Origin of the sequence: Macrococcus hajekii, assembly GCF_004359505.1 — a bacterium.
Lineage (GTDB): Bacteria > Bacillota > Bacilli > Staphylococcales > Staphylococcaceae > Macrococcus > Macrococcus hajekii.
In genome coordinates this window covers 99,580-111,667 of sequence record NZ_SCWE01000003.1, presented here as the reverse complement: position 1 = coordinate 111,667, position 12,088 = coordinate 99,580, and the positions used below count along the sequence as shown (strand labels likewise).

Below are 12,088 nucleotides of genomic sequence, written 5' to 3'. Positions count from 1 at the left end.
CAATATGACAGGAATTGCATGGTTAGTCGATACCGCTGCGGGATTCACGGAAGAGGAGATTGCAGGTCATCCGCTCTTCGTTGTACCGATGGGTGTAATATTGAATGGCGTGAGTTATAGTGATCAAGTCAATTTATCATCAGAGGAATTTTATCGCCTGCTTGAACAGTACGGTGAAGGTGCAAAGTCGTCACAGCCCAATTTTCAGGCAATGCTTGATACCTACCATAAAATTAAAGATGAAGGGTATGACAGAGTCATTGCAGTGCATCCCACGAGTGAACTGACAGGTTCTTACCAAAATTCTTTGACAGCGAGTCAGGAAGTGGACCTTAAAGTAGAAGTGATCGATTCTAGAACAGGTTCCTACCCGTATAAAAAAATGGTACAGGCAGGTATGGCAATCACTGAAGCAGGCGGAACCTTTGAAGAAGCGGTGCAGCATGTCAGAAGTCTGACTACTCAGACCGCACTCTATTTACAGCCGAAAAATCTTCAGCAGGTGAGACGAAGCGGGCGTCTTAGTGCGTCACAAAGTTTTCTTGCAGGCTTATTGAGTATTCAGCTGATTCTCAGTCTGGAAGAAGGTAAAATCATTCCTTATGAGAAAGTACGAACGCGCAAAAAAGTTTTTGAACGTATGATAGAAATTGTTGAAGAGGCTATTGAAAAAGAAGACTTAAAAGAAATTTGTGTCCTTAACTCCGGTGATAAAGTAGAAGCAGGAAAGTATGTGGAACGTTTACATGCTGATTATCCTGAACTCATTATTCATCAAGAGTATATGGCTGCTGTAGCTAGTGTGCATACAGGCTATGGTACTGTATCAATAGGCTGGATTAAAGAATAAAAATAACCTGAGCATTCAGCTCAGGTTATTTTTGTTCGTTATCTAGATTGTGGATGAGTTTATCCAGAAGATGTTTTAAATCCTCTGCTTCCTCATCAGTAAGTAAAGCAGCTTCCTGAAAAATTTTATTACAGTTCTCCAGTGCTGGGTGCAGCTTGCGACTTTTATCAGTCAGATGTATAAATACTTCTCTCTGATCAAGTTCTGAACGTTCACGGATAATTAGTTCATTGCTTTCCATACGCTTCAGAAGGGGCGAGATGGTGCCAGTATCGAGTGATAATTCTTCAACCAGTGTCTTCACATTAACAGGAGAAGTTTGAAAAAGGATGGAGAGAACCAGATACTGTGGATAAGTCAGGTTATGATCTTTAAAGACTTTGTTAGTATAGAAACGATTCATTTTACGCTGCGCGTTATATAGACTGAAACACAGCTGTTTGTCGAGTTTAAAATTTTCTGACATTTAATTCTCCGCCTTAAAAATAATGATCGATATGAATATATGTTAAAATTATTAAGTTATCCTTTATAACCTTATTATAAAGAGGGATTTTTTTCAAGGCATCGAGAGTTAAAAAACATATAAATACAATGAAAGTGTGCATTAAACTGGAGGAAATGATGACTAAAATAGAACTATATATCATAAGTGGCTTTTTGGGAAGCGGAAAAACGACCTTGTTAAGAAATATGCTGATGAACTGGCAGGACAAAAAAGTCGCTATTTTAATGAATGAATTAGGACAGTTTAATGTCGATTCAAAAATCTTAGGAGAAGATACGCCGATGAATGAACTGCTCAATGGTTGTATCTGCTGTGACCTTAAAAGTGACGTTGAAGTCCAGCTGCATGATATCAGACATCGTTATCAACCTGACATTATTATAATAGAAGCAACAGGTGTAGCACATCCGGTAGAAATATATGATGCTTGTCTGGCCCCTTCATTGACGAGCTTCATTCAAGTACAATCCATTATCACACTGGTAGATGGTCCGAGATTCCTCAACCGTTCTCGATATAGCATCACAACAAGACAGTTGATGGAAGAGCAGATACGTTATGCACATACTGTCATACTGAATAAAAAAGATCAGATGACCGCTGAAGAACTCATAAGCTGCGAAGAACAGATTAGAACACTTAATGCAGCTGCAAAGATAAGCATGACTGAATATGCACAGGTAGAAGAGGAAATATTCGTTCACGGTGGAGAGGTTAATCATCAAGTAGGACACGTTCACCATGGTATTCAGTCAATGGTTTATGCTTTTACGTCACCTGTTGACAGTCACCGGTTTGTGGACTGGCTGCGTCAGCTGCCTGACTCTATTCTTAGAATTAAAGGATATATTAAGTTTCGGGAAAATCCAGCACAAGTGGTTCTGTTTCAATATTCATACGGCATACCACAATATGAACCAGAAGAAATGCAACTGCCTTTGAAACTAGTCCTCATTGGTGAATCACTCGATAAAAGTAAGCTACTCGATCAGTTAGATCAACTGCAATTCAGCTGACAGTTAATTAAATGAAAATCCTGATGCTGGATTTTCATTTTTTTAAATTAATATGAACGTTTTTGATTGTTTTTGATAGAAAATGATTGAAATTTGTAAACGGTAACATTATACTAAAGGGGAGATAAGGAGGGGCGCTATGCTAACCATTAAGCGTCATGAAAAAATTATAGAATTGCTTGATTATCATGAGATAGTCTCCTTGCAGCAGTTGATGGAAATCACCGGCAGCAGTGAATCTACTATCAGACGGGATCTGTCTGCCCTTGAAAAAGCAGGAAAACTGATTCGGGTCCACGGGGGTGCAACCTGTTCTGTACATAATAAGCAGGATACTAATCTGGCGATTAAGACGACACGCTTTGTGCATGAGAAAGAGGTGATGGCTCAGCAGGCAGCTGCTCTCATTGAAGATCATGATTGTCTGTTTCTTGATGCGGGCAGCTCTACCCTTTCTATTATCCCTTATTTAAATCAGCAGCACTTAACCGTTGTCACAAACGGATTGACTCATGTTGCACCATTGATTGAGAAAGGCATTCGAGTCTTTATGGCAGGTGGCTATATTAAAAATAATACACTGGCCAGTATCGGTGCAGAGGCTAAAAAGATGATAAGTCAGTTTAATTTTGATAAAGCGTTTATCGGTGTCAACGGAGTAGATCTGGATAAGGGGTTCACCACACCAGACCCAGAGGAAGCAGCTTTAAAACGAATCGCTATTCAGCAGAGTACTCACTGTTATTTTCTGGCTGATGAATCGAAGTTCGGCAATGTGACATTCGCAACAATTTCAGAGCTTAAGGCAGGAAGTATCATTACGCATGAACAGAACGTGCATCTTAAAAAATATAAGAAATTTATAAAGGTGGGATAAAATGATTTACACATTAACATTAAATCCTTCTGTAGACTATGTGGTCTTTGCAGATGATATCAAGCTCGGTGAACTGAATCGCTCTCAGAAGACTTTTAAGTTTGCCGGTGGGAAAGGGATTAACGTCTCACGCGTCTTGCAGGCACATGGTATACCATCCACGGCACTGGGCTTCATCGGCGGATTCCCAGGCGCATTGATTCAGCAAAAGCTTGAAGAGTCAGAGATTGCGACAGATTTTGTGGCGATACAGGATGACACCCGCATTAATATTAAATTAAAGGGCGGCAACGAAACAGAAATCAATGCGCCAGGTCCTGTCATTTCACAGGCGGAAACAGCACAGTTATTCAAGCAGATTGAGCAGTTGACAGCGGAAGATACATTAGTGATTGCAGGTAGTATCCCTTCTTCTATGCAGGCAGATATCTATGAAGATATCGCCCGGCTGTGCAAGTGTCAGTTCGTCGTGGATGCAGAAAAAGACCTGCTGCTTTCAGTGCTGAAATATCATCCGGTCTTTATTAAACCGAATAAAACAGAGCTTGAGGAGATGTTTGATTGTCAGCTGCATACTGATGATGATATCAAAGCAGCAGCGAGAGAGCTGATTCAGCAAGGCGCTCAGAATGTAATGGTGTCATTAGGTGGAGAGGGTGCATTATTTGTCAGTGAGAGTTTAGTCTATAAAGCGCAAGTGCCAAGTGGCAGAGTCGTGAACACAGTGGGGTCGGGTGATTCAACTGTTGCAGGGATGCTGGCCGGCCGTGAACGGGGATTATCTCTTTCTGATAGCTTTAAATTAGCAGTTGCATCGGGAACTGCTACTGCTTTCACAGAAGATTTGGCGACAGATGAACAGATTCAACAGATATTACCGAACGTCCAATTGACGATTATTTAATTAGGGAGGTTAATATGATGAGAATTACAGAATTATTGACGAAGTCTACAATTGCAATGGATTTAAACGCAGCTACAAAAGACCAGGTTATTGATGAATTAGTGGATACATTATGGAATGCAGGCAAGCTGAATGATCGTGATGAATACCGTAAAGCTATTCATGCGCGCGAAGCACAGAGTACAACGGGTATTGGAGAAGGGATTGCAATTCCTCACGCAAAGACTGATGCTGTCCAGACACCTGCTATCGCATTTGGTAAATCGAAGCCTGGTGTTGATTATGAATCTCTTGACGGGGCGCCAGCTCATCTCTTCTTTATGATTGCAGCACCTGCTGGAGGCGCACAGACTCACTTAGATGCGCTGGCTAAATTATCAGGCATACTGATGAATGAAGACGTCCGTGCACAACTGCTGAATGCAGATTCAAAAGAACAGATTCTTTCTATTATTGATCAGCATGATGAAAGTGAAGTAGAAGAAGTGGAAGCGGCTCCAGTCACAACAACTCCTTCAGAAGATTTAATACTGGCCGTTACAGCTTGTCCGACAGGTATCGCACATACTTATATGGCAGCAGATGCACTGAAAAATAAAGCAGCTAAAATGGGTGTGCCGATTAAAGTAGAGACGAACGGTTCAGGTGGAGTCAAAAATAAACTGACGGATGATGAAATCAGACGCGCTAAAGGGATTATCGTTGCTGCTGACGTCAATGTGGATACAGCACGATTTGATGGTAAAAATGTCATCATGGTCCCTGTTGCTGACGGAATTAAGCGACCTGAGGAACTCATTCAGATGGCTCAGGATGATACACGTCCTAAATTCACTGCAACGACTAAAGCAAAAGCAAGTGATTCAGGTGAAAGAAAAGGATTTTATAAGCACTTAATGAGCGGTGTATCCAATATGCTGCCATTCGTTATCGCTGGGGGGATCCTGATTGCACTTAGCTTCTTCTGGGGCATTCATTCAGCGGATCCTAAGAGCGAAGAGTACAATGCGTTTGCTGCAGCACTGAATACAATCGGTGGCGGTGAAGGTGCATTTGGTCTGATGATTCCGATTTTAGCAGGTTTCATTGCCTACAGTATCGCGGATAGACCAGGTCTTGCACCGGGTATGGTCGGCGGTCTGATGGCAGTACATGGGGGTTCAGGCTTCCTCGGTGGTTTAGTAGCCGGTTTCCTTGCAGGTTACTTAGTACGTGGCTTAAAAGCGTTGTTCAATGGACTTCCACAAGCACTTGAAGGTATTAAACCGACTTTATTATATCCAGTTCTAGGTGTCGGCCTGACAGGTTTGATTATGTATTACTTGGTCAATCCGCCAGCAAAATGGTTAAATGATTTACTGACCACAACACTCAACGATATGAGTGGTACGAATATTGTGCTGCTTGGTCTCGTTTTAGGTGGTATGATGGCCATTGATATGGGTGGTCCATTCAATAAAGCAGCCTATGCATTCGGTATTGCTGCGATTGATGCTGGCAACTATGCACCGATTACAGCAGCGATGATCGGTGGTATGGTACCTCCTCTCGCTATTGCACTTGCCATGATTATTTTTAGACGTAAATTTACACGTGTACAACGTGGTTCTACTGTTTCTAATGCAGTGATGGGGGCTTCATTTATTACTGAAGGTGCAATTCCATTTGCTGCTGCTGACCCTATCCGTGTCATTCCATCTATGATCGCAGGTAGTGCGACTGCGGGTGCATTAGCTATGGCATTTGGATGTCGTGTCCCAGCACCTCATGGTGGTATGTTCGTCATCTGGCTTGATAAAGCACACTGGCCGATGTTCCTTCTTGCATTAGTGATCGGTACATTAGTCTCAGCACTTATCTATGGTTTCATTAAACCGGCATTAACAGAAGAAGAACTACAGGCTGAGGCGGTGACGGAAGCCGCTGCTGAATAATATAATCAGAAAACATCCGGATGTTCGGGTGTTTTTTGATTTATAACGTTATATAATGTAAAAAAGGGGTAAATTTTATAACATTATAGTTAATTGATGAAGAAGGATGATCCTATGTTATATTACAAGACTTATATAAAGGATGAAATCGCACCTTGGGTCACGTTCATTCATGGTGCAGGTGGAAGCTCAACAATCTGGTACAAACAAATCCGCTATTTCAAACGTGATTTTAATATACTGCTTGTGGACTTACGGGGTCACGGCAAATCAAAGGAAGATAAGTGGAAAAAAGGTGATACGTTTGGGCATTTGGCAGAAGAAGTGATTGAAGTATGTGATCATCTCGGGATTGAGAAGATGCATTTAATCGGCATGAGTCTAGGTACTATCGTTTCGCAGACCGTTGCAGATCGTTATCCGACACGGGTGCAATCTCTCGTTCTGGGTGGGGCCATTATCGCTCTTGATATTCGTACTAAATTATTATTATGGCTAGGGCGTACAATTAAACGAGTCATCCCGTTTATGCTGTTGTATAAGCTTTTTGCTTATATTATTATGCCGCGTAAAGCACACGAAGAATCACGCCTCGCTTTTGTCAATGAGGCAAAGAAGATGAGTCAGAAACAGTTTGTGAAATGGTTCAGTCTCACTAAACTCATCAATCCTTACTTAAGTCATCTGCAAGTATCTACAGAGAAAATACCTACTATATTCATAATGGGTTCTGAAGATTATTTATTCATACCGCCCGTAAAAAAAGTGGCTGAGGAAAATAGCAACTTTAAAGTAGAGATTATTGAAGATTGCGGTCACGTCTGTAATATTGACCAGCCAGATAGTTTCAATGAGATATCAAGACAGTTTATTATGCAACATGCGTAAGAGAAATGTGATAATATAGAACTATCTATCAGTGAAAAAATGACTGCCTGTGAAAAGAAATGTTATTTTCATAGACAGTCATAAAATATTTCGGAGGTGAATCCCTAATTCCAGGGAATTAATTGGACATATCGACCATACTTAAGCTTTTAATTTTTGCATTTTTAATTTTAATGACCGCACTTTTCGTAGGCTCAGAGTTCAGTTTAGTAAAGGTGAGATTATCTCGTATTGATCAGCTAGTATCTGAAGGTAATAAATCGGCAAAACTTGTTCAGCACATGGTGCACGAACTTGATTACTACTTGTCAGCTTGTCAGCTGGGAATTACGGTTACGGCACTGGGACTTGGGTGGATTGGTGAATCGACCTTTGAAGCAGTTATTCATCCGATTCTTCATCTGCTGCATGTACCTATTGAAATGTCAAAACCGATTACTATCGCACTCAGTTTCTTTATTGTGACGTTTCTGCATGTTGTACTTGGAGAACTTGCACCTAAGTCACTGGCAATTCAATATGCTGAACGTATGACACTTATCTTCTCAAGACCTTTATACTATTTTGGTATACTGATGAAGCCCCTTATCTGGTCTATGAATGGAACAGCCAGATTGATTCTAAGAATGGTTGGCGTACAGCCGGCAGGGCATGAACAGGCCATGAGTGAGGACGAACTCAAAATCATCATGACACAGAGTTATCAAAGTGGTGAAATCAATCGTACGGAACTTGCATATATGCAGAATATTTTCTCATTTGATGAACGACTGGCTAAAGATATCATGGTACCACGTACACAGATGATTTCATTAACTCAGCCATTCGATATCAATGAGCTGCTCGAAGTGGTCAATGAACACCAATTTACACGTTACCCCGTTACAGAGGATGGGGATAAAGATCATATCATCGGCTTTATCAACGTTAAGGAATTTCTCACTAAATATGCTTCAGGTGATCCAGTTCGTATTAAAGAGCATATTCACGACCTGCCGCTTATCCATGAGGTAACCCGTATCAGTGATGCGCTGATTAAGATGCAGCGCGAACGTGTACATATCGCACTTGTTATTGATGAGTACGGAGGTACAGCGGGTATTCTGACGATGGAAGATATACTTGAAGAGATTGTCGGAGAAATTCGTGATGAATTTGATGACGACGAAGTAAATGATATTATTAAGACTGGTGATGATACTTACCAGATTAATGGTCGCGTATTATTAGCCGATATTGAAGAACAATTTGGTATCAATTTTGAGGAGTCTGATGATATTGATACCATTGGTGGCTGGATGCAGGCACAGAATCCAGATATTGATAAAGATGGTTATGTAGATACTTACTTCGATAAATGGATTGTGCTGGATGCAGAGAACCATCAGATTAAGCAAGTCGCTCTTCATAGAAACTTCAATGCTGCAAGAGAAGACGTGGAAGAAGTGATGGATTAATGCAGAATGCAACGTTAAATAGTTTATTCCGCTTCTTCGGTTATCTGGAAGGTCTGTCACTGTTAATCCTATTCTTTATTGCAATGCCGCTTAAGTATATGGCCGGAAAACCGGAAGTTGTCACAGTTTTCGGCATGATTCACGGCGCTTTATTTACGCTTTATATTCTGATGGTTATCTGGATGACCATCAGAATGAAATGGAGACCGACTTGGCTGGTCGCTTCTATTATAGTCGCATTCCTGCCATTTGGTACCTTTGTGTTTGATCATTATTACAAACGCTCGCTTTATTATTTAAGCTAATGAGAGAGACATATGTCTCTCTTTTTTTGGAGGTTAGTATATGAGAATCAATAAATATTTATCAGAATCAGGTATCACCTCACGACGAGGGGCCGATAAATATATAGATGCCGGTCGCGTTAAGATTAACGGGAAACTGGCTGAACTAGGAAGCCGAGTAGAAGAGGGAGATAACGTCACAGTCGATAATCAGACCATCACACTCGAAAAAGGCTATGTTTATCTGAAACTGAATAAGCCACGTGGAATTACTTCAACTACAGAACGACATATTAAAGGTAATATTGTCGATTTCGTTAATCATTCAGAGCGGATATTTCACATCGGCCGACTGGATAAAGATTCAGAAGGTCTGATTCTACTGACGAATGACGGAGATATTGTGAATGAAATTCTGAGAGTGGAGAATAAGCATGAGAAAGAATATGTCGTCTCTGTGGATAGAAAAATAACAGACGATTTTATTAAACAGATGTCAGAAGGTGTTGAGATACTAGATACAAAAACATTGCCTGCTAAAGTGACACGTATCAATGATCGCACCTTCAATATCGTCTTGATGCAAGGACTGAATCGCCAGATCAGACGGATGTGTGAAGCGCTGGGCTATGAAGTGCGTCAGTTGAGACGTATCCGAGTGATGAATATTGTGGTGGATGATCTGAAGTTAGGGGAATGGAAAGACCTGACAGCAGCTGAAAAAGAGGAGCTGTTCAGACAACTGGATTACAGTCCGAAAAGATAGAATATAAAGAAGCCGCTACTCTTATTATAAGGGTAGCGGCTTCTTTAATATGATTATGGGACTTTCGATGATGAGAGGCTATTTGAAAGTCCCATAATCATATATGTGCTATTCGCCGCCCAGCATGTCAAAGAGACCGCCTAGTGCGCTGCCTTCACCGCGACCGGAATTTGCTCCGCCTGGTGCGGCAGCAAATACTCGACTTGCGAGTCTTGAGAATGGCAGAGATTGTATATAAACTGTACCTGGTCCTTCGAGTCTGGCGAACCAAAGACCTTCACCCCCGAAAAGTTTAGTTTTAATACCAGGTATACGCTCAATATCATAATGAACACTGGAGGTCATACCGACAAGACATCCTGTATCTACCTGCAGCACTTCACCCGGTTGCAGATGACGTTCAATAATGGCCCCCCCTGCATGGATGAATGCCATACCGTCTCCAGTCAGTCGCTGCATGATAAAGCCTTCACCACCAAAAAATCCGACACCGATTTTCTTCTGAAATGCGATATCAACTGCAACACCTTTGGCAGAGGCCAGAAATGCATCCTTCTGACAAATAAATTCACCATTTAAGCGGCTTAAATCTAACGGGATAATTTTCCCTGGATAGGGTGCTGCCAGATAAACATGTTCTTTTTGATGACCGCGATTGGTGAAGGTTGTCATAAACAAGCTTTCACCTGTTAAAGTACGTTTACCAGCTGAGAATAATTTATCCATGAAACCACCTTGAGATGAACCATCTCCAAATATAGTAGCAAGTTCAATATTTGGGTGAACCATCATCATACTGCCTGCTTCAGATACAACCGTTTCATCAGGATCAAGCTCAATCTCAACATACTGAATATCGTCACCGTAAATTTTATAATCTATTTCATGGTTGTTCATCTCTTAACATCTCCCTTTTTTCTCCAGTATAACAATTCATTACCTCATTCGCCACAAAGTTGTTAATAATATAAGAAGTATTTAAAATGTATCTTTAGTATAATAAAATCGAGGTGAAAGAAATGAAATTTAAAAAACCTAACCAGCACGGCGCATGGGCGATGCTTATCATGCCTTTTTTATTTGGTATATTTGCGGGACAGTTCTCGTTGTATCATATTCCGTTTATCATTGGCTGGTTTTTAGTATTTTTCGCAACTGATCATCTACTGCTATACGTCAAACAGCGCAAGAAACAGATAGGTTATGTGAAGATGGCCGGATTGCTGGCGTGTCTGGCTGCATTAGCGCTGTTGATTGTCGTCAACCATCAGCCTGTACTTATTGTTTTCTTTTTAATTATGCTGCCATTTGGCTATATCAATCTGATGTTTGCAAAAAATCGTAATGAGCGTCACGTTATGAATGATATTAGTGCGGTCGTTATTTTCTCAATAGCAGGATGTATCAGTTATTTCATTGGTAAAGGTCAGATGGATTTACAGATGTTAAAAGTGTTTATCTTTAGTTTTCTATATTTTCTCGGCACAATATTATACGTCAAGACGATGATACGGGAGAAGAAAAACATTAAATATAAGTGGCTGTCATTTAGTTATCACCTGCTGCTTGTAATTCTAGGGTTCAGGATCCATCTGCTGCTGGGGCTTGCTATGATACCAAGTTTTATCCGTGCAGTTGCATTCTACGGTAAAAATTATAAGCCGATGAAAATCGGTATTGTGGAAATTGCTAATGCATGCTTTATTACTTTATTTGTAGCTTTCTATTTTATGATGAAATAAAAAACGATGACTCGGGTCATCGTTTTTTACTGTGCTTCTCTTTATGTTCTTTTTTCATCGCTAAGTATTCTTCATCGGCACGAATTTTATCCCAGTAGCCTTTGAAGATGAGTGCAGACTCCCTTTTTTCGGGAGATTCATTGTTTAAATAAACTGAACCATTTTCAGCATATTTTTTACCACTTTTGTGATGGGCATAACGCATAGCACGTGTATAGCCCATCTGTATGAATTTACGAGTCATATCCATACCCACAAAATCATGTTCTTTCTTATAATTTAAATATAAATCGTATATCTTTTCAGCTGAGTCTTGTGCAATTTCAGGCGTTTTAAAACGCCAGTGAGGGAGAATTTCGCTTTTATAGGGTTGAACGAGCAATACACCTTGCTCGCCACGCCCGATATCATAAAGTTCAGGCTGTTCGCGGAAATTAATGGAGTCAAAATCAAGATCATAATTAAACATCACTATTCCTCCTAATACAAAAAGGAGCCGTATAAACGGCTCCTCATTTAACTCTTAACGACGTTTGTGCATCATACCTAATACGATAGATACGATAGCGATTAAAAGAATAGTACCTACTAATGCTGGTAAGATGTAAACGCCCCAGATTTCAGGACCCCAGTGGCCAAGTAAAGTACCACCAATTGAAGCACCAAGTAAACCTGCGATGATATTACCGATTTTTCCACCTGGAATATCAGTACCCATGATCATGCCTGCAATCCAACCAATCAGACCACCCATGATTAACATTAAAATAAAGCCCATAGTATGTTTCCTCCTCGAAATATAAATTTAAGAAATAAGACTGTATCGCTTATGATTTATATTTACCCAGCTATACAGGGCATA

At 40.6% G+C, this 12,088-nt stretch carries 14 protein-coding genes; 10 read left to right on the top strand and 4 right to left on the bottom strand.

Features of this window, described 5'->3' with window-relative positions; translation table 11 throughout:
- Positions 1-4: 4 nt before the first annotated feature.
- The gene (locus tag ERX37_RS08530) at positions 5-850 is read left to right on the top strand and encodes a DegV family protein (protein WP_133430250.1); all 846 of its coding nucleotides are present in this window, start codon (positions 5-7) and stop codon (positions 848-850) included.
- Positions 851-875: 25 nt separating this feature from the next.
- Here ERX37_RS08530 and ERX37_RS08525 read toward each other — a convergent pair whose 3' ends face one another.
- Positions 876-1,316 (bottom strand): MarR family winged helix-turn-helix transcriptional regulator, encoded by a 441-nt coding sequence (locus ERX37_RS08525; protein ID WP_133430249.1) that lies wholly within the window; start codon positions 1,314-1,316, stop codon positions 876-878.
- Positions 1,317-1,474: 158 nt separating this feature from the next.
- On the opposite strand from ERX37_RS08525, the gene ERX37_RS08520 reads away from it, so the two are divergent.
- From ERX37_RS08520 to ERX37_RS08485, 8 genes are all read left to right on the top strand, one after another.
- Positions 1,475-2,374 (top strand): CobW family GTP-binding protein, encoded by a 900-nt coding sequence (locus ERX37_RS08520; RefSeq protein ID WP_229713105.1) that lies wholly within the window; start codon positions 1,475-1,477, stop codon positions 2,372-2,374.
- Between the two features lie 139 nt (positions 2,375-2,513).
- Entirely contained in the window at positions 2,514-3,251 is a 738-nt protein-coding gene (locus ERX37_RS08515; protein ID WP_133430247.1) for a DeoR/GlpR family DNA-binding transcription regulator, read from the top strand.
- Position 3,252: 1 nt separating this feature from the next.
- On the top strand, positions 3,253-4,155 hold the full coding sequence (gene pfkB / locus ERX37_RS08510) for a 1-phosphofructokinase (RefSeq protein WP_133430246.1): 903 nt from the start codon (positions 3,253-3,255) through the stop codon (positions 4,153-4,155).
- Between the two features lie 17 nt (positions 4,156-4,172).
- Complete coding sequence (locus tag ERX37_RS08505; RefSeq protein WP_133430245.1) at positions 4,173-6,089, top strand: PTS fructose transporter subunit IIABC; 1,917 nt, start codon at positions 4,173-4,175, stop codon at positions 6,087-6,089.
- A 114-nt stretch (positions 6,090-6,203) separates the two neighbouring features.
- Positions 6,204-6,977 (top strand): alpha/beta fold hydrolase, encoded by a 774-nt coding sequence (locus ERX37_RS08500; RefSeq protein ID WP_133430244.1) that lies wholly within the window; start codon positions 6,204-6,206, stop codon positions 6,975-6,977.
- Between the two features lie 122 nt (positions 6,978-7,099).
- The gene (locus ERX37_RS08495) at positions 7,100-8,434 is read left to right on the top strand and encodes a hemolysin family protein (protein WP_133430243.1); all 1,335 of its coding nucleotides are present in this window, start codon (positions 7,100-7,102) and stop codon (positions 8,432-8,434) included.
- Complete coding sequence (locus tag ERX37_RS08490; protein WP_133430242.1) at positions 8,434-8,739, top strand: DUF3817 domain-containing protein; 306 nt, start codon at positions 8,434-8,436, stop codon at positions 8,737-8,739. Before ERX37_RS08495 ends, ERX37_RS08490 begins: the two co-directional genes overlap by 1 nt.
- Before the next feature lie 40 nt (positions 8,740-8,779).
- Entirely contained in the window at positions 8,780-9,484 is a 705-nt protein-coding gene (locus ERX37_RS08485; protein ID WP_133430241.1) for a pseudouridine synthase, read from the top strand.
- A gap of 108 nt (positions 9,485-9,592) precedes the next feature.
- Here the strand turns inward: ERX37_RS08485 and ERX37_RS08480 are convergent, their stop codons facing one another.
- Positions 9,593-10,381 (bottom strand): TIGR00266 family protein, encoded by a 789-nt coding sequence (locus tag ERX37_RS08480; RefSeq protein WP_133430240.1) that lies wholly within the window; start codon positions 10,379-10,381, stop codon positions 9,593-9,595.
- 122 nt (positions 10,382-10,503) lie between these two features.
- Between ERX37_RS08480 and ERX37_RS08475 the strand changes: the two genes are divergently transcribed.
- Positions 10,504-11,226, top strand: a complete 723-nt coding sequence (locus tag ERX37_RS08475; protein WP_133430239.1) for a YwiC-like family protein — start codon at positions 10,504-10,506, stop codon at positions 11,224-11,226.
- A 16-nt stretch (positions 11,227-11,242) separates the two neighbouring features.
- Here the strand turns inward: ERX37_RS08475 and ERX37_RS08470 are convergent, their stop codons facing one another.
- Positions 11,243-11,698, bottom strand: coding sequence for a DUF4385 domain-containing protein (locus tag ERX37_RS08470; RefSeq protein WP_229713104.1), 456 nt, complete (start codon positions 11,696-11,698; stop codon positions 11,243-11,245).
- A 51-nt stretch (positions 11,699-11,749) separates the two neighbouring features.
- Positions 11,750-12,004, bottom strand: a complete 255-nt coding sequence (locus ERX37_RS08465; protein ID WP_133430237.1) for a GlsB/YeaQ/YmgE family stress response membrane protein — start codon at positions 12,002-12,004, stop codon at positions 11,750-11,752.
- Positions 12,005-12,088 lie beyond the last annotated feature (84 nt).